We start from the raw sequence: 20352 nt of genomic DNA on the forward strand, positions 1-20352 counted from the left end.
TTGGGGTATATAAGAAATGCCTGCGTAGCCGAATTGAGTTTGTTTGTAGTATAAATGACGGACGGATGCCTGGTTTAGAATAAATAATCTGTTCTACCGCTCTTAATTTGTGGTGTTTTCACCAGATTTAGGGATTACCTGATGCAGATAAATATCCTGTTGAGGAAAAGGTATTTCAATTCCGTTATTGGCAAACACAGTCGTAATTTTTAAAATCAGATCGCTGCGTATGGCTGCAGAATCCTTCATTTTCCTGGCCCAAAAATATACTTTAACATCAATTGCGCTATTGTTGAATTGCTCAAAATGAACAAGCGGAGCGTTTGACTTACTGATCCGGTCGTCATTATGGATAATTTCTGTAATGAGGTCCCGGGCTTTCGTTAGGTCTGAGCTGTATGAAATGCCTACCACTATCGAGCTGCGTCTTCTGTTCCCGCCCAACGTCCAGTTGGTGAGATGCGAGTTGAGCAGGTCGCCATTTGGCATCACCAGATCAGCCCCATCTAATGTCGTAATCACACTACTGCGAAAGCCGATGGATTTCATCGTTCCACTCTGTCCGCCAACTTCTACAATATCTCCTACATTAACCGGTTTTTCAAATGCAATAATTAAACCGCTTACCAGGTTGTTCACCAGGGTTTGAAGTCCAAAACCGATACCCACACCTAGCGCGCCGATTACAATAGTGATACGGTCTACAGGGATCCCGCCTGCCGCAATGGCCAGAAAAAAGCCCAGGCTTAAGATAACAATCCTGATGATCAGCAACCAGCTTCCCACACCTTTTTTCCCGCCCTTATCGTCGTTCGTCGCCGCCAGGTGATTGTCAGATGCAAAAAATGATACAATCTTTGAAATCATGACCGAGACGGCCAGAATCGCGATAAACAATAACAACCGGTTAATCGTAAAGGTATAATCACCTATGGTACGATCGGCGGCGAAAAAATTACTTATGGGAATGGCGATATAGTCGAACCAGGCAAAATTCCTGCCGAATAATATCATCCAGCCGAGGATAAGCAAGACGTAAAAAGAGGTTGGGGCTCTTTTACCTACTTTATCCAGGTTTAAATAAAAAAGTTTCCTGTCTTGCTGAACATATACATTAAATGCCAAAAACAGTCCTTCGTTAACCAGCCTAACTGTCCATAAAAAGAGTATCGCAACCACAACGTTTAAATATCCGCTAATCAACAGGGTCTTGGCGAGGTTATACCTGCCAAATATATTCGCGATCATTGATATTCCTTCCAAAATAGCCATGAAACCGATGGCATATACGATCCACTTTTCCCTTAATTCTGCCTTACGGTTTGTTGTCGTAACAGCTATTCCAAACAAGAGGCCAATGGCCGACAGTACCAGCATAAACCAGCGTTCTTCCCTTGATGCCTGCAGGATTAAATTATCGGCCGCAGCCAAAACAAAAAGTACTACCGATACCAGCCACACCTTCATCCAATACCTGGTAATAAACCCCCTGAACAGGATCGAAAGGCAGCAGGCCGATAAGAAGGCAAAAATGGCAGTAATGGCAAATGGCGGGGAGAGGAAAATAAACTGGAACAGGTTGATCACAATTACAAGGGCCGACAAAGCCGGACTTCTGAGCACCAGTTGATCATTGTATTTTTCATTAAGCAAATTGCCATCTATATAAATGCTCTTTAATGACCGAAGATAGATGAAAGCCACGCAGACTAAAACGACGAGAAAAAGAAAAATAAATGTGTTGTTTTGAAAGTAAAACAGCACATTTAGCCAGCCCTTGGCTTTTGCCTGTGCCAATATTTGTTCAAGGGGCCTCGAATATTCTCTTTTAACCCAAATATTGCCAAAGTCTCTTTGAAATGCGTTGTTCGCCATTTTGACCTTAAACTGATTGATCTGCTGAAGGCTGGTCTGCAGTTTCAGTATTAAAAGGTTAGCATTGTTTAGCTGGCTTTGCACATTATCCGACATCTTTTTTAAGGCACTGTCGGTAGGTTGAACCTGATATGCGAGCACCAAAAGGTGCTTTAAATATTTGGATAAGGTAGTAGAGTCGTTTGAAAATTTAAACAGTTCAGGTTTGCTGATCAACGAATCTAATTCGTATCTATAATTGATCAAGCTATTGTGGTAAAGATCCAGACGTGTTTTAATTGCATTGGCTTTATTTAATAGTTCGTTAATAATTTTGGATGTTGCCGTTAAGTTTCTGAAAGTTTGTGCACTGCCCTGATTGATCAGCACACCATCTCCTGCCACCACAAAATTACGCTCGATCTCGCTAAGCTGTTTTGCAGAGATAGCCGTATCCGGGCCATTTTGCATATACATGCCTGCTTTTTGTATAGTGAGCTTAATGTCTTCAAAAGTTTTGTTCTGCGCCATGAGCGCTTTATCTGCATTAAGGTCGTCGGCACTTTCTTTTGCCGATTTCCTGGCGAAGGCCTGCATGCGCGCAACGTAGCCGATATTAACACTATCGGAATTTTTATTCTTTATGGTGTCGCCGGCTGATTGTGCAAAGGCAGAACTGCAAAAGAATCCAATTAAAATAACAAAATAGACGGCAATGATATTTCCTTTCATACTGGTAGCGTACAATTATGCTTAAATATATTGTTAAAATATATGATTATCAATAATTACGGAAATTGGTATCCCCCTTACTGCAGTAGCAGGATGATATTGAGTCATCCCTCCATGGTTCACCAGAATTCATCAGTACAACTGTCTGGAATATTAAGTCAATGATGGCTGTAACCTATTTTTATTATCAATTTTTTAACTATTTTGCAGTGTAATGTGCTGATAATTGGATGTCTATCAATATAAATGCCTATGAAAAGATATTTGGGGCTACTGATCGTGGCTGCCTGCCTGGTTTCCTGTATTAAAGATGCTCCCCTAAACCCGGAGGCCGATATTGAAACGTTTACGGTACCACAGGGCCAGTTAACAGGGCAAACCAATATTGATCAGGCCAACAGAAAAATACAGGTGTTTTTAACCAAAGAAGCTTTTGAAAAAGGGATTGCCCCAAGCCTGGTGATTTCGAAAAATGCAAAGGTAATACCCGCTTCAGGTGATTCTATACACTTCAATAAAGGTGCTGTCGAATATACAGTAACCTCCGAAAGGGGTGATGATATCAAAAAATACACTGTTGAAGTGATCAATGTTGGCGATTGGAGTTTCGAATTCGAAAACTGGGCACAAAACGCGAATGATAAATATGAGTTCCCGGTTGAAAGTAATGGAACTGCGATCTGGTCGTCGGGCAATCCGGGCGTGGCCTTATCTGGCGTACCACCATTGGTTTCGTCTTATCCCACCCGTTCCACAACCGATGGTTATCAGGGGACCAAGGCTGCCGAAATGGTTACAATTAAAGGCACCACACTTTCGGCCATTGTAGGCATATATTTGTACGCGGGCTCCCTTTTTCTTGGAGATTTCAATAGCGAAAATGTACTTGCCGAACCCCTGGCGGCTACAGAATTTGGCGAGCCCTATATTGGTTTGCCTGATAAATTTGTTGGCTATTACAAGTATACACCCGGGGCAAGTTTTCAGGACGAAAATGAAAAAATAATTCCGGGTAGGGTTGATGAATGTTCCATTTATGCGGTACTTTTTGAAGGCAACGAGCGTTTGAACGGCACAAACATCAATACGTCCGACCGGGTAGTGGCAGTTGCCAGACTCTCGGATGGCACAGCAAAGGCGGGTTTTACCAAATTTGACATTCCATTCGTGTATAAGGCCGGGTGGAAGGCTTCAGGAAAAAACCTCATGATGGCTATTGTTGCCTCTTCGAGTAAAGAGGGCGATCATTACAGGGGCGCCCTAGGCAGTCGCCTGGTGGTCGACAATCTTTCGGTAATCCCTAAATAACAGATGTGATGCTAAAACCAATTATTTTCTTCTTTTTCCTTTTTTGTGCATCAGACTATGCTTTCGGGCAGGAACTCAAATCTGCAGCTCCTAACCATAATACCTTGTCACATACTTTCGGCATCGGCTATAACATCGGTGGTCTTGCCCCCGTATCCTTCCCGGATAATATCCGCAAGATCAAAAGTTTTTCACCGGGTTTTTCTCCAAACGTATCCTATCAAATATCCTATTCATTATCCGATCACTGGGCAGTAGGTACCGGTGTGAGATTGGATTGGAAGGCGATGAAAGTTTCGGATAGTGTTCAATATTTCCATACCCTTGTATCGATGGATACTTCAACGATTGAAGGCGATTTTACCGGTACCAATACCACCGATGTTCGGAATGTTTACCTCTCACTCCCGGTCCATGTTTCGTACACCACAAATCACAACTGGAAGTTTAAATTAGGAGCATATTTTGCTTATTTAATACGGCCAAGTTTCTCCGGATCAGTATCTGATGGTTATTTAAGAAAAGGGAATTCCCTGGGCGAAAAGGTTATGATCAACTATGCTACCTTCAACTTCGATGATAAACAACGGAAGTTTGATTTTGGCATTTCAGCAGGAACCGAAAAACTGATCTATCAAAATTTTGGCGCTTCATTCGATCTGCAGTGGGGACTGATCCCTGCTTTCCCGGCATCCTTTACCGGGATTTCCTTCAAAATGTATAATATATATGGCAGCTTTGGTGTTTTTTATAAGATTTAACCGGAGTTAAAATCATAGGCTACTTTAGACTAAAATTATAGGCCAGCCGGATCCCAACAAATCTAATCACATAGGTATCATTTTCAGATTCGGAGTTTTGGTATCGTACAGCCAATTCTACATTTCGATAAATATATCCGGCACTTAGGGCCCAGCCAAATGAAGTTTGATTGCTGCTCACCGTGCCTAAGGGCCCCGAACCTTCTATGTGATTAAAGGCCACACCTGCCTGTGATTCGATGGTTAATCCGCCTAATCTGGCCCGATAACCAAAGTATGCAGGGATGGATGAATAACTGGCATCTACGCCTGATGGCAAATTCTTTACCCCAAAGCGATTGTAGCCCGCTTCCAGGGTTAAATGTTGAGGCACTTTGCCTACGCCCAACATGCCTTTCAGGGCCGCACCATAACCAACGTTTACATTATCCGCAAGGTTGCCCGTAGGAATATTTACCTGAACGGAAGGCTGAATTAAATTTACGCCTTTTTGAGACCAGGATTGATAACTGATAAACAAAAAAAGCAGCATTAGGCCATTGTATTTTAAGGACTTTGATATCATGGTAGTGCTTATTTACGGTATAACGGACATCTTTTCAACAGGTATTCCAGTGGGCCACTGTAAGAGCCGTCAGTATTGCTCAGAAAAGCTTTATGGTTTTCGTTGTAAATGCTGGCGTTGTTATCCATATAAATTTGCAAACTTACACTAACATCATAGCGCTGTACAGCCATGCTGTTGGCACCACCGTAACCCGAAACCTTACTTACCTTGTCCCCGTCAGTGCGTTTAACGTCTGCGCTACCATAAGTACTTGTTGAGCTTGTTTGATAACCCTTGGCCTGTGTAACCGTTCCATCAACAATATACTCCACACCAAGGATATCACATAAATTCTTCATGGTAAATCCCATAAGTTTATCGCGTGTTGCACCTGCCTGTATCAAAGCTGCATTGGTGGTACGCGGGTCGACGATGGTATAACCTGCCGAGTGTTGCGAAAGTATGCCATAGGTATCCTGTTGTGCCTTTAATCCAATGGCATCGGCACCTGGCTGATTGTCCATCACGAAGGTAAAAGGAAGAATGGCAATCTTGTTGTGGTGATCTGCTGGTGTGGCCACCATCGATACCTGATCTTTTTGTCTGGTTTCGGAAGGTGCTGTCTGCTGCGAAAAGGTTTCTACCCTGCCACTTGAATGGGTAATCTGTGCAATGTCTGATTTTTTGATTACATATTCTGCAGTCTCACCCGAATAAACAAACGAAACATCCTGATCGGTAATTTTAATGATTTTCCCTTTAAGCGTTTCTCCGTTGGTTTTTTGTAGGATATCCAGGGCTACCGGACTTTTTGTTTGACTTTTTGCGCTTACAGATAGAAGGGCAATAAAGATAAAAATGAAGATGTTTTTCATATTGTTTTTTTAAGGTAGACGAATCAGGTACTGAACCAAAAATGTATAGCAAATTTTAAGTTCAAAACCTGTATAATGCAGGTGTTTCAAAAGGTAAAATTTAGTACAAGTGTTTAGATCAGTAATGTTTAACTAAAATAAACAAAATTTAATTTAAACACTAAACTCCTGATGAAAATAATGATCTGTAGCGGCTATATTTTTATGATAAAACTTAATTCAATCATTTCTGGCGTTCGCTACCATAAAAAAGCGGTCAGTGCGAGCCCAAAAGAAATATTATCGAACCGCACCTTTTCGGCGCTATAATTTCGATACACATAAGTTCCGTTGTCCTCAATTTTATCTATAATATCAAACTCGAAATTATTATCAGAATCAAAATAACTTACATATGCCTTTATTCCAATATTCCTCTTAATCTGTTTTTGAATCCCTACTCCGGCCGACCAGCTGAAGGCATTTTTGGGCTTATATTTAAAGAAGGGGAGTTCTTTTATACCGAAGTCTTCCTGGTACTCTTCCTTTATCCTCAGAATGATATCACCTTGGGCGCCTACAGACGAGCCTGCGCCCAGTTTTCCGGTAATGAACCAGTTTCTGGCCAATGGTAAACTAAAGTATGGGCCCAAATGAAGGTACCGAATGCCCATGGGCTGGGTATAATGCCCGTCCGTAACGGTTGGGATATCGGGATCATTAAAGTTCAGGTTGTCATCGTTGATGGGAAAACTTGAAAAAGCGAACTCTCCGCCAATGCCTACATTTTTGGTGAAAAAGTAAGCGCCCTCTAAACCCAGGTTAAAGCCTCTCCTGGCAAAAATATCCTGGGATTGATCGGTTAGATCTTTTCCCAGTGCCTGGGCATAACCTAATCTCATCTCTATAAAACTGGGTTTTAATTGTATCGGCACAGGGTTGTGATCAACCTTAATGTGCAAGCCATGTTCCTTAAAAATTTTATCCGCGATGATATATCCCACTTCTGTGGATAGGATACCAATACCTGCTCCCGCCAGCACATCAGATATCCAATGGCGGTTGTTCATTTCCCGGCCTACCGCAGTAGCTGTTGCCGCTGTATAGGCACCAATGCTGTACAATGGTGAACGGAACTGTCCATATTCTTTATGCAGGAAAGTTGCATTCATAAAAGAGTTTGCTGTATGTCCTGAAGGAAAAGAATTTCTAGAACTTCCATCTGGGCGCTCAACCTTTGCTGTATATTTTATGGTGTTAACCACCGTACCCATGATTGCAGCCGAAAAGGCATAAGAAACCAAAGCCCTGCCCATTTTGTTTTTACCTTTAACACCGGCTGCATTAAGCCCCAATACGGCAACCACAGGCGCATACTGTAAATAATCGTCGTAATGATAACGGAAGGTTGGCAGGTAACGGTTTCTGAAACTTCTTACTTCCTTTCTCGCCGCCCAGGTTGCCGCGCTTCCAGCCAGAAGAATAGCCGGAACTACCGAAACCCTAACCGGTTTTGAATTCCAGAAATTACGTTTTAATACCAAGCTATCTACAGGCAGAATGTTTTGTGCGCTGGTACCCTTAATAAAAAATAAAAACAGCAATAACGAGGGAACGAATAATTTTAGATCGAGATTCATGTTAATAGCTTTTGAATAGTTAATGAATCTGTCATTTCTTTCCCTCAACACATTGATCTTATAGGAAACAACTGATGACATAGGATTTCAATCCTAAAATACAAACTTATTTTGTATCATCAAAAATGCTGATCTGATGATTGTGAGTGGCCTGAATTAATTTGGCATTAACAATTCGGGGGAGTAGGGAATGTTTAAGTCTGATAGATTTATTGAGCCTCAATTGATAACCCATTTCGGGGCTATTCTGATATGGGCGAAATTGTATGTTGGTGATTAACTGTTTGTTGTAAGGATAACGCTCATACTTTCTACATTATTGCGCTTAGAAAAATATAGTTTAAAAACGTTGTTTTCGTGTTTTACAGCCTATATTTTTGGCCTTTCGTTTCAGCGGAGATTAAGATAAAAGTGCTGATAAACAAAGTTTAAAAACACCTTTAGTGTAATGGATAGCGATCGAACATCTGCCAGATAAAAAAGAGAAATAATATGAGTACACAGGTAATTGGTTTTGAGGAAACCGACAAGTCGGCTATTTTAATTGTAGGGGGTAAAGGCGCTAATCTTGGTGAACTATCCAGGATTGATGGCATACAAGTGCCCGATGGCTTTTGTATCACTACAGAAGCATATAAAAGGGTGACTGAAAATAATCAGGAGCTTAACTGCCTTTTAGACGAATTGATATCGCTTAAGGTTGAAGATCGCCTAAGCATCAATAAGATTAGTGAGGAAATACTGACGATCATAGAAAACATTACTTTTCCTGAAGATATTGCCGGGGAAATTGACGGTTATCTTCGCAGATTTGCTGAACGGGAGGCCTTCGCTATACGGTCGAGTGCTACAGCTGAAGATCTGCCCACGGCTTCTTTTGCAGGTCAACAGGATACTTTTTTGAACGTGATTGGAAAACCGTCCATCTTAAAACACATCAGCAAATGCTGGGCCTCGTTATTCACTGATAGGGCTGTAACTTACCGGATTCAAAATGGCTTTGATCACCGAAAGGTTCAGCTCGCTGTAGTGGTGCAGCAAATGGTATTTCCACAGGTTGCCGGGATTTTATTTACAGCCGATCCGGTTTCAGGAAACCGGAAGATCTTATCTATCGATGCAAGTTTTGGATTAGGTGAAGCCATGGTTTCGGGGTTGGTAAATGCCGATAATTATCAGGTGTGTAATGGCAAGATTACCGGTCAGAAAATATCAGCGAAGAAACTGGCCATTTATGCCTTAAAAGATGGCGGTACCAGAGCGGCAGGGCTTTCAACTGCAGAGCAAAACAGGCAAGCACTTACAGACGGGCAGATTTTACAGCTGGAAAAATTGGGGCGGAAAATTGAGGCGCATTTTGGTAGCCCCCAGGATATCGAATGGTGTTTGGTTGAAGACAGCATCCCGGCAAACGGATATGCATTTTATATCGTTCAGAGCAGACCAATCACAACCTTATACCCAATCCCGACACGCCCGGGCACGGCCGAAGGGAGTGATCAGGGAAATCATGTCTATATATCTGTCGGTCATCAGCAAATGATGACTGACCCCATGAAACCATTGGGCTTATCTCTATGGCAATTACGGGCTGCCAGGCCGATGTTTGAGGCTGGCGGAAGGTTATTTGTTGATGTGACCGATAGTTTGGTTACCACTAGTGGCAGGGTGAATTTATTTGAAGCCATGGAACAACATGACCCACTGATCAAAGACGCACTGGTAACCATTACAGAACGGGGCGATTTCATCAAATTACTGCCCGATGATGGAAAAACGCCAGTGCTGGTTAAAAGCACTAAAGGTTTGTCGGCTGCAGATATTCTGGCACAAATTGGAGACGATCCGGCAATTGTTGCTAATCTGATAAAAGATAGTGAGGTATCTGTAGCGGAGCTAAAACGGAATATCCAAACAAAATCAGGTACAGATCTATTTGATTTTATCCTGGACGACATCCGGCAATCCAAGAAAATGATTTTTGATTCACAACACATGGGGGTGATCATCGCCGCCATGAATGCCTCATCGTGGCTCAATGATCATATAAGCGGGTGGTTGGGTGAAAAAAACGTAGCCGATATACTTTCCCAATCGGTATCAAACAATATCACTTCAGAAATGGGTTTGGCACTTTTGGACGTTGCAGATGTGATCCGTCATTACCCGGAAGTGATTAAATATCTGCAAGAGATCAAAGCAGATAATTTTTTAGATGAACTGCTTCAGCTGGAGGGGGGAAAGGAAACCCGGAAGGCCATTGAAGCGTTTCTGAATCAATATGGAATGCGTTGTGCCGGAGAAATTGATCTGACAAATACGCGATGGAGTGAAAAACCATCAATTTTGATTCCCATCATCCTCAGTAATATCAAAAATTTTGAAGCCAATGCAGGCAAACGGAAATTCGAACAGGGGCTAAATGAAGTCTCGAAAAAAGAGAGTGAATTATTGGATGCTTTGGCGCTTTTACCAGATGGTGCGCAAAAAGCGATCGAGACTAAACAAATGATCGGTCTGCTCCGCAATTTTGCGGGTTATCGCGAATACCCGAAGTACGGAATTGTTAACCGCTTTTTTGTGTATAAACAAGCCTTGTTAAAGGAAGTAGAAAAGCTCCTGCGGGCTAGGGTTATTGAAGAAAGGGATGATGTTTATTACCTTACTTTTGATGAATTAAGGGAAGTGGTACTCACCAAAAAGCTTGATGTAACGCTTATCCGTAAACGGAAAGAAGAACATTGCTTATATGAAAAACTAAATCCACCGCGTGTAATCACTTCTGATGGAGAGATAATTACCGGAAAATACAAACACAAAGATCTTCCGGCTGGTGCCATTGCAGGTTTAGCCGTTTCTTCGGGCGTGATCGAGGGGCGTGCACGGGTAATCCTGAACATGCAGGATGCCGATCTCGGAGAAGGAGATATACTGGTCACTACATTTACCGATCCCAGCTGGACACCTTTGTTTGTATCGATAAAAGGCCTGGTAACCGAAGTTGGCGGCCTAATGACCCATGGGGCTGTTATCGCCCGCGAATATGGCCTGCCGGCAGTAGTTGGGCTGGAAAATGCAACGAGGTTGATCAAAGATGGGCAGCGGATCAGGGTAAATGGAACAGATGGTTATATAGAGATTTTGTAAAAGTCAGCAATCGATCACCCGTATCAGGTGGCTTTAATTAATCCGTTTAAACAGTTAACCGATTAACCAGCTATTCCGCTGGTAACCAACTACACGCTTACATCACCATAGCCTTACTTTTTCTGTATGGTATATATACCTATTGCTCACCTTTTAGGTAAGCAATAGGTAAAGAATAGGTAAGCAAAAGGTAGGGAATAGGTAAAGAAAAGGTAGAGAATAGGTAAGCAAAGGGTTAACCTGGGGTTAACTTGGTACCTAGAAAGGAGAAGGATTTAGTTGACTTTTCGGGAATTTGAAACGTTGATTTGAAGGTGTGGAGTGGACTAACCAGTTTTGAGTTTAGGATTTAGCGTGGCGTTTTTAAGCGATTGACCAAATCCGGAGCAGAAAGTCCATAATCGAGCGGTATAAACCAGGCTCCCAGCGGGATGTCCTCCGCGCCATCAATTTGTGTGCTTTGCGGTTAAGTGGATGATGGAATTGGCTCAGCGTAAATCTGTGTAATCAGCAGGAGGCGCTAGGCTAGTGCTGTGCTCCCGCAGATATAGGAAATAACGCAGATGAAATGACTTCCAGTTCCTCTCCGCACACGCTGTGCCTTCTGTTTGTGCCCGTGATGGTTAAAATGGAAGTTGGCAAATGTAAGATAGATGGGGTAAGAAGTCGCGGTCCGGGTTTTTTGTGCAAGCAGAAAATCCAATGCTGTACGCTTCGCGCTATGCGCTCCGCCATACCGTTATGCTTGCACCAACCATCCATCCTAAAATTTGTATCACGATTAATACCGTCTATTTCCTAAAACAGTATTATTTTTATCGCAAGATTAACTAACATGATGAATAAATATTGGCTTACCGTAACGGCTTGTACTTTGGCCATTACAGCAAATGCCCAGCAGAAAACCCTAACGGCGAAAGATTATGAGCGGGCAGAAAGTTTCATGGGCTACAACACTGCAAAGTACGTCGACCATGCCAGTGTACAACCGAACTGGCTAGAGGGCGATAAATTTTGGTACAGTACCAAAACCGATGGTAACGAACAAACTTATTTGGTAGACCCGGTTAAGAAAACCAAAACACTAACTACCGATTACAAAGGCGGTGCAATGCCATCACGGCGCGGTGGTGGAGGCCGCAACGAGGTTTTATCTCCCGATGGGAAAAAATCCATTTTAATTAAAGATTATAACCTTTTTGTTAAGGATATCGCCAGCGGAAAGTTAACACAACTCACTACCGATGGAATTAAAGATTACGGTTATGCCACCGATAACGCAGGTTGGAAACATAGCGATGCCCCAATTTTGCGCTGGTCGCCAGATTCGAAAAAAATAGCCACTTTTCAACAAGATCAGCGGAATTCGCAGGACATGTACCTGGTGACCACCAATGTGGGGGCACCTGCGTTAAAAGCCTGGAAATATCCATTGCCTGGCGATAAACAGATTGCCACCATCAGGAGGGTAGTAATTGATGTAGAAAACCCTAAAGTAATTTCCTTTAACATCCCGGCCGATCAGCACCGTGCCACCCTGAGCGATGATATTTCGAGCAGTGGTACTTTTGATGATATTGACTGGAAAGCCGATGGTTCTGAAGTGGCTTTTTTATCGACTTCTCGTGATCATAAAAATGAAAAATTCCGCATTGCCAATGCCACAACGGGTGTGGTAAGGGAAGTTTTCGAAGAAACGGTAAAAACACAGTTCGAATCTGGTCAGGGTGCCATTAACTGGCGTTACCTCCCGGCATCCAAAGAAATTATCTGGTATTCGGAAAGGGATAACTGGGGCCATCTCTACCTGTACGATGCAACTACTGGAAAAGTGAAAAACCAGATCACCAGGGGCGATTGGGTGGTGACCCGTTTACTTAAGGTTGATGAAAAAACACGGACGCTCTATTTTATGGCGAACGGTCGCGAAAAAGGAAATCCTTATTTCGGTCACTTCTATAAGGTTGGTTTTGACGGAAAAAACCTTAGCAACCTTAGCCCTGAAGAAGGAAACCATGTGGTATCCTTATCCCCTTCAGAGAAATACTTTATTGATAGCTATTCGCAGCCTGACGTTCCCCAGGTTACGGTATTAAGAAGTTTGGATGGCAAACTGATTACAAATTTAGAGAAAACAGACGTTTCCCGTTTGGCTGCTACCGGTTGGAAAGCACCTGCTCCGGTTTCGGTTAAAGCGAAAGATGGTAAAACCGATATTTACGGCCTGGTGTTTACCCCAACTAAAATGGATGCCAGTCAGAAATATCCGGTTATCGATTATATTTATCCAGGACCTCAAGGTGGCAGCGTGGGTAGCTGGGCTTTCTCCGCTTCGCGTGGCGATAACCAGGCGCTGGCCGAACTGGGCTTTATTGTGGTGGTAATAGAAGGCACCAGTAATCCCGACCGTTCTAAAAGCTTCCACGATATGAGTTATGGCAATATGGCCGAAAATACTTTGCCCGATCAGATTGCGGCCATCAGGCAGCTTTCGGCAAAATATCCTATCGATACCAACAAGGTAGGCATCTGGGGCCACTCAGGTGGTGGATTTGCTACTGCTGCGGCGATGTTCCGTTACCCTGATTTCTTTAAAGTAGGGATTTCGGAATCGGGAAACCACGACAATAGAAACTACGAGGACGATTGGGGCGAACGTTACAATGGTTTGGTTGAAAATGCCGATTATGAAGCACAGGCCAACCAGAATTATGCTAAAAACCTGAAGGGTAAGCTGATGCTGGTGCATGGCATGATGGATGATAATGTACCGCCTTACAACACCCTGCTCGTGGTAGAAGCATTGGAAAAAGCAAATAAATCATTCGATCTGGTTATTTTTCCAAACAGTGCACATGGTTACGGAGCTTATTCGCCATACATGATGCGCCGCCGCTGGGATTACTTTGTACAACATCTTTTAGGTGCTGAACCACCTAAGGATTACGCGATGAAAGGCGCTACAGCAAGATAATTTGATAAAAGCTGTATTTTTAAATAAAAAATAAATAAACCCCAAAAGTTGGAAAAACTTTTGGGGTTTATTATTGATATCAATATCCCTGATCAGCAACATTAATGCATTGTTTCCATTCGATTGATAGCCTGTTTAACGTTCTTCCTGCCTATATCCCTGATGGTAAAAAAGCAAATGGTTTGGTGTTTAACACAGGTTAACCGATTTAAATAATTAAACGAATAACTGCCCGGATGCGGGAATTTTCGCAAACGTTTGCGTGTACTTTTTACACTTTTATTTTTTTTTCAAGATTTATAATTTTATATTAGTATGATAAACATGATGATATGTGTGAATTTAAACATTCCGAATAGACATTTCATGGTTACAGGACCAAATATTAAGTAGATATCAATAAGACTCACTACCAGTTAATTGTGTTGTTTTATGATGTAAAAAGGTATAAAGTAAATCATCCATTTTATTTTTTTGTGCGCGTTGCTTATTGCTTTTAAAGGTGTAGAACGCTCTTTTTTGAATTTTATGCGTATACGTAAACATGCATTTTTGTATGTTTAAGAAAAGCGTTGTTTGCCAGCTTATCCCAGCTTGGTGAAAAATCTGATAGGTTTATAAAAATAAAATATCCCAACTGGGAAACCAGCAATTTATAATGATGAAAAAATAGAGAACAAAGCAGAGAATAATTAAGCCTGAAGCCCTGGCAGGTCCATTTGTACAAACTTGACAAACCAAAGATGACAGTTACACAAAAAGAAAAAAACAAGGGCATTTTATCCATAGTCAAATTAAATTTTGGCTCAGCAATAGCAATTCATTTGGTATTAATTGCGGCAATTCATATTATCCATGGCTTTCGGCCAGCGCATTTGAAAAGTACAACCCAACAGCAATATTATAGTCCTAGTCTTTCTCATCAATTGGTAAATCAATCTCCGGTTTGCTGTGGGATTGCTTTTAATCCGACTGGAATAGATCATTATTTCGGGTTAAGGCATGATGTTTTGCTTAATGCAGGTTTTGGGGAATAAATAGTAAGGCACCAATCATCATTTAAAACATAAAAGAAGAAATATGAAATACATACCACCATAAGATCAGCGCCTGCGTCCCCCGGAAAAATCATTACTAACCTAAATATAAATCAACTATGAACATTACTTTACCAGACAATTGTTCTGTTTTACACGTAAAGCAGAAATTGTATTCAATCAAAAAACTGATCGGTTTAAGCCTCCTGATGCTTTTATTCAGCACAGCTGCCTTGGCCCAAACCACCGTAAAAGGTGTGATATACGATAGCGATAAGACACCTCTGGCAGGTGCAACCGTTCAGGTAACCGGAACCAATACCCGAACACAGAGCGATGCAGAGGGTAAATACCAAATCACAGCCCCCTCAGGAACAAGCCGTTTAACGGTAAGCTTTGTGGGCTACGAAGCACAAACGGTGAGTATCAACAATCAAACCCTGCTCAACATTACCTTAAGTTCGCTCAATAACCTTGATGCCGTTGTGGTGATCGGTTATGCATCCGTAAGGAAAAATGATTTAACGGGTGCGGCAACAACGGTATCGGCCAAAGATTTTAACAAGGGACCGCTAAATGCGCCCGATCAATTGATTCAAGGTAAGGTTGCCGGTGTGCAGATGATCAACAACAGTGGTCAGCCTGGAGGTGCCTCTACAGTACGGATCAGGGGTAATTCTGCAATTACCGGAACCGGACAGCCCCTCTATGTAGTGGATGGAGTGGCCCTCGATGGAAGATCGGCCAGGCCGTCGGCCAGTGCAGGTATCGGTACCGCTCCGGATGGTAATCCTTTAAACTTTATTAATCCGGCCGATATCGAATCGATGGAAATATTGAAGGATGCATCAGCTACGGCAATTTATGGTTCGCGTGCCGCTTATGGTGTGGTTTTGATAACCACCAAAAGGGGGAAATTGGGCGAAACCAAAATAGATTTGAGTGCTTCTGCAGGGGTAAGCAACATTGCCAAGAAAGTAGATGTTTTATCAGGCGATGAATACCGCGCGGCATTGAAAAAATACAACCTCACAACTGGCGATTTCGGCAACAGTGTGGATGCATTGGATGCCATTACCCGCACCGCATATAACCAGAATTATTCCGTTGGGGTAAGTGGCGGTACCAATGGCAATACCTTCCGTGCCTCACTTGGTTACCAGAACCAGCAGGGTATTATTAGAACAACCGATTTTAAAAAATACAGTGCAGCGTTTAATGGTAATTTTAAATTTTTGGAAAGTAAAAAGCTGGGACTGGATGTGAATATGATCAGCAATCAGTATCTGGAAAGCGTAGCGCCGATTACCACAGATGCCGGTTTTACGGGAAGTTTGATTTCTCAAACCCTATCTTGGAATCCTACGCAGTCTTTTTATAATCCGGATGGAAGTTTATTTATCGATTACGGTTCTACCACGATCAATCCTTTGGCAGCCTTAGCCGCAAACAGCGATAAATCGAAAGTGTCGACCATTTTAGGAAGTGTTTCGCCCTATTATAAAATTACGCCATGGTTGGAGTACCGCATGTTGGCCAGTGTAAATTACAGTACCGGTATCAGAAGAGCTTCTACCAGAAGTACTTTAAACCTGCAAGGGATTCAGCCATCGGGAACTTTTCTGGGCGGATATGCCAGCTACTCAAACAATGAGTTGATTACCCAGCAATTTACCAATACTTTAAATTTCAACAAAGAGATTGTAAGCAAATTAAACCTGAACGCAATCCTGGGTTATGAATATTCAAATTTTATCAACAAGGGTGCAACCAATACCGCAACAGGCTTTGGTGAGATAGCAGCCGATTATACAGATGCTTTTCAAACCACCTCACCCGCTAACCGTACCTTTTCTACCTTCAACAACCCTACAACAGAACTACAGTCTTATTTTGCAAGGGCAATTTTTAATTACGACAACCGGTATATTTTAACGGCTACCTTCAGGGCCGATGGTTCAACCAAATTTGGTAAATCGAACCGCTATGGTTACTTCCCTTCTTTTGCCGCAGCATGGGACATCAAGAAAGAAAGTTTTATGGCCAATGCCAACTGGCTGGATCAGTTGAAATTACGTGTAGGGTACGGTAAGACGGGTAATCAGGATTTCCCATCGGGTTCTGCGCAGCTCCGTTACGATTTTGGAAACGCAAACGGCTTACCGATCTTAACTCCAATCAACAATGAAAACCCCGATTTAAAATGGCAATCGGATAAACAGACCAATGTTGGGATTGATTTTGGGATCTTTAAAAGCAGGTTAACAGGATCTATAGATTACTTCAATAAAACAACCAACGATTTGCTGTTTCCACAGATATCATTTTCTCCGGCAGTTGGAGGTAATGTACCTACCTGGGTAAATTTACCAGGCCAGATTATCAATAAGGGATTAGAGCTAACCTTAAACGGTATACTGATCGATAAAGATAACTTTACATGGAGTTTAGGAGGTAATGCTACTTTTATCAGCAACAAAGTGCAGAATATTACCAGCATAATTAAAACAGGTTCGTTAAACGGGCAGGGTTTAAGTGGTGTAACCACCGAGGTGATCCAGAATGGTTTACCCTTGTTTGCTATGGTTACCCGCCAATATAACGGCTTGGATGCAAACGGATTTTCGATTTATACTGATGATGGTTTTACCACTTATTATGTTGGTAATCCAAATCCGAAAGTGATACTGGGCTTGAGTACTAATCTCAGATATAAAAAGTTCTCGCTAACCGCAAACTTTAACGGTTCATTTGGTCAGGATATTTACAACAATACCGCCAACTCGGTATTGGCAATATCTAATTTAGGTGCGCAAAGAAATATTTCTGCTGCTTTGGTTAACCAGTCGATCACCGAATCGCTTGCCAATCCAATTGCGGCATCATCAAGATACATTGAAAAAGGCGATTACCTAAAACTGGCCAATGCAACCCTTAGTTACAACATTGGCGATATCGGTAAATCAATAAAATCGCTAAATGTGTATGTTAACGGACAAAATCTATTCGTGATTACCAAATACACAGGTTTTGATCCGGAAGTGAATGTGAACAAAGGTATAAGTGGGGTTCCGTCGGCAGGTATAGATTATACGGCCTATCCAACGGCGAGAACTTTCAACTTTGGTGTTAACTTTTCTCTTTAAGCTTTTAATTATAACAACATGAAAAATAAATATATTCTCGCTTTTGCGATGGTTGCCATGAGTTTTTCTGGCTGTACCAAGTTAGATGAGGGCCTGAATGGCCAGGTTGGCAGTGGTGCCGTAACATCAGGTAATGTTGCAGGGGTACTGGGTGCTACTTATGCTGCAATGATTGGCCCTTACCAGGCCCCGTGGAACTGGTCGGCCTTACAGGAAGTCACCTCAGATGAAATTATCGTGCCTACACGTGCCGGCGATTGGGACGATAATGGTGCCTGGCGTTCGCTGCATTTGCATAAATGGGCTCCGGACCATAGCCGGATATCGGATGTTTTCAGGGACTTAAATAGCATCTCTTATGTGGCTACAAGTGTTTTAAATGCTGGCCCAACTACTGATCAAGCTGCTCAGGCCCGTTTTTTACGTGCATTTTCTCAATTTTCTGTTTTGGATGGCTGGGGGCAGGTTCCTTACAGGGATCCAGGAGAAGGTGTAACCAAACCCTCACGCGTGAGAAATGCGGCTGATGAAATTGCTTACCTCATTAGTGAGTTAAATGCCATTATTCCCAATTTACCCGATGGGCCGGCAAACCTTGCCAATAAAAATGCAGCCAAAACACTGTTAATGAAGATTTACCTCAATAAAGGCGCATTCCTAAACCGCAGTGCACCCACTTTTGATGCCGCAGACATGGCCAAGGTAATTTCACTGGCAGATGAAATAGCCGCAGGAGGTTATGTATTGACACCAAATTATTTCGATAATTTTTCACCAACAAACCATCTTTCAAAAGAAAATATTTTCACTGCTCAAAATATAGGTGGCGTTAATGGTAGTGATTTGGATGGCCAGTGGAAATGTACCACACATTATAACCAGGATCCAAGTGGATATAACGGTTTTTGTACCCTATCTAACTTCTACGCAAAATTTGAAGCAACTGATAGCCGAAGGGGCGGTACTTATGCGGGACAAACCAATGTTGCTGGTGTTAGGGTAGGTTTTTTGGTGGGGCAACAAGTAAATGGGAAAGGAGAGGCCTTAAAAGATAGAAAAGGCAATCCTTTAGCATTTACGCCTGAGGTAAGTATTATAGAAAGAGATCCTAACCACCTGGAGGTGGCGGGTATACGGGTGATCAAATATCCGATTGATTATGCCAATTCGGGATCTAAAAAGCCTGATAATGATTGGGTTTATTTCCGTTATGCAGATGTACTGTTGATGAAAGCTGAAGCGCAGTTAAGAACCGCGCAACCTGCTGCTGCATTAACCATTGTGAATTCGATCAGAACGGTTAGAGGAGCTTCTACCCTGCCTAGCTTAACCCTGGACATTTTATTGGATGAACGTGGCCGTGAACTGTACTGGGAAAGTTTCAGAAGACAGGATTTAATCCGTTTTGGCAAATTCCTTGCCGCATGGCAGGAAAAACCCGCAAGTGAAGCGAAATACCTGCTTTTCCCGATTCCAGAAAATCAGATTGGTAATCCTAATCTGGTGCAAAACCCTGGATATTAAAATTCAATGGCTATAAAAGAGGCTGTAACCGTTATCAATTAATCATGTTGTTTTCGGTTCAGCCTCTTTTCTTTTGATGAAAAAACATATCCGATTTTATTTGTCCCGAAACAAAGACTACCCTACTTCGTTTTATACAATAAAATCAATTCATGGGAAAAACCAGAGATCCGTTTAATGTCGTTATTACCGGTGCAACCGGAATGGTTGGCGAAGGGGTATTGATGCAATGTTTAAGCAGTCCCGAAATCAATAGTGTATTGGTGATTAACCGCAAGCCTTGTGGTTATGCGCACCCGAAACTTAAAGAGATTATTCATGCCGATTTTTTCGATCTTTCTACGATAGAAAATCAGTTGACAGGTTATAACGCCTGTTTCTTTTGTTTAGGAATTAGTTCGGTAGGTGTAGATAATGATACCTATTATAAAATGACCTATACCTTAACCATGCACGTTGCCGAAACGTTTAGCCGCTTGAATAAGAACATGACTTTTTGTTATGTTTCTGGAGGGGGAACCAATGAGAATGGGCGTTTGAAATGGGCGCAGGTAAAAGGGAAAACGGAGAATGATTTAATGAAATTACCGTTTGAACAGGTATTTAATTTCCGGCCGGGTTTCATTAAACCTCTGCCAGGGCAAAAATACGCACATAAATTCTACAAGTATATCAATTGGTTATTCCCCATTGGAAGAGGTATTTATCCAGGTGGATTCTGTACCATGGATGAGCTGGCCAATGCGATGATCAATACTTTAAGTCATCATGATGAGAGGCGGATTTTAGAAGGAAAAGATATTATCGCCTTGGCTAAAGAATAAGCTC

The 20352-nt window shown here is 42.2% G+C and carries 12 protein-coding genes; 8 read left to right on the plus strand and 4 right to left on the minus strand.

From position 1 onward, the window contains the following. Positions 1-102 precede the first annotated feature (102 nt). Positions 103-2586, minus strand: a complete 2484-nt coding sequence (locus tag AC04Q1_RS10160; protein ID WP_478364235.1) for a mechanosensitive ion channel family protein — start codon at positions 2584-2586, stop codon at positions 103-105. A gap of 252 nt (positions 2587-2838) precedes the next feature. On the opposite strand from AC04Q1_RS10160, the gene AC04Q1_RS10165 reads away from it, so the two are divergent. Continuing rightward, the gene (locus AC04Q1_RS10165; RefSeq protein ID WP_478364237.1) at positions 2839-3894 is read left to right on the plus strand and encodes a PCMD domain-containing protein; all 1056 of its coding nucleotides are present in this window, start codon (positions 2839-2841) and stop codon (positions 3892-3894) included. A gap of 8 nt (positions 3895-3902) precedes the next feature. Next, positions 3903-4655 carry a porin family protein gene (locus AC04Q1_RS10170; RefSeq protein ID WP_478364239.1) on the plus strand — a complete coding sequence of 251 codons (753 nt, stop codon included), beginning with the start codon at positions 3903-3905 and terminating at the stop codon, positions 4653-4655. A gap of 19 nt (positions 4656-4674) precedes the next feature. Here the strand turns inward: AC04Q1_RS10170 and AC04Q1_RS10175 are convergent, their stop codons facing one another. The 3 genes from AC04Q1_RS10175 to AC04Q1_RS10185 all read right to left on the minus strand — a co-directional run bounded on the left by AC04Q1_RS10175 (position 4675) and on the right by AC04Q1_RS10185 (position 7696). After that, on the minus strand, positions 4675-5220 hold the full coding sequence (locus AC04Q1_RS10175; protein WP_478364241.1) for a hypothetical protein: 546 nt from the start codon (positions 5218-5220) through the stop codon (positions 4675-4677). An 8-nt stretch (positions 5221-5228) separates the two neighbouring features. Then, positions 5229-6077 carry a hypothetical protein gene (locus AC04Q1_RS10180; protein WP_478364243.1) on the minus strand — a complete coding sequence of 283 codons (849 nt, stop codon included), beginning with the start codon at positions 6075-6077 and terminating at the stop codon, positions 5229-5231. A 239-nt stretch (positions 6078-6316) separates the two neighbouring features. Then, entirely contained in the window at positions 6317-7696 is a 1380-nt protein-coding gene (locus AC04Q1_RS10185) for a phosphatase PAP2 family protein (protein WP_478364245.1), read from the minus strand. A gap of 492 nt (positions 7697-8188) precedes the next feature. On the opposite strand from AC04Q1_RS10185, the gene ppsA reads away from it, so the two are divergent. The 6 genes from ppsA (at position 8189) to AC04Q1_RS10215 (ending at position 20348) form a co-directional block, all read left to right on the plus strand. Then, on the plus strand, positions 8189-10843 hold the full coding sequence (ppsA, locus tag AC04Q1_RS10190; RefSeq protein WP_478364247.1) for a phosphoenolpyruvate synthase: 2655 nt from the start codon (positions 8189-8191) through the stop codon (positions 10841-10843). An 835-nt stretch (positions 10844-11678) separates the two neighbouring features. After that, on the plus strand, positions 11679-13817 hold the full coding sequence (locus AC04Q1_RS10195; protein WP_478364249.1) for a S9 family peptidase: 2139 nt from the start codon (positions 11679-11681) through the stop codon (positions 13815-13817). 743 nt (positions 13818-14560) lie between these two features. Further along, positions 14561-14854 carry a hypothetical protein gene (locus AC04Q1_RS10200; protein ID WP_478364251.1) on the plus strand — a complete coding sequence of 98 codons (294 nt, stop codon included), beginning with the start codon at positions 14561-14563 and terminating at the stop codon, positions 14852-14854. Positions 14855-14973: 119 nt separating this feature from the next. Then, positions 14974-18000, plus strand: coding sequence for a SusC/RagA family TonB-linked outer membrane protein (locus AC04Q1_RS10205; protein ID WP_478364253.1), 3027 nt, complete (start codon positions 14974-14976; stop codon positions 17998-18000). Positions 18001-18018: 18 nt separating this feature from the next. Continuing rightward, positions 18019-19524: a RagB/SusD family nutrient uptake outer membrane protein gene (locus tag AC04Q1_RS10210; RefSeq protein ID WP_478364255.1), complete on the plus strand. Its 1506-nt coding sequence runs from the start codon at positions 18019-18021 to the stop codon at positions 19522-19524. 152 nt (positions 19525-19676) lie between these two features. After that, on the plus strand, positions 19677-20348 hold the full coding sequence (locus AC04Q1_RS10215; RefSeq protein ID WP_478364257.1) for an NAD-dependent epimerase/dehydratase family protein: 672 nt from the start codon (positions 19677-19679) through the stop codon (positions 20346-20348). Positions 20349-20352: the final 4 nt, after the last annotated feature.

It is taken from the genome of Pedobacter humicola (assembly GCF_056490705.1).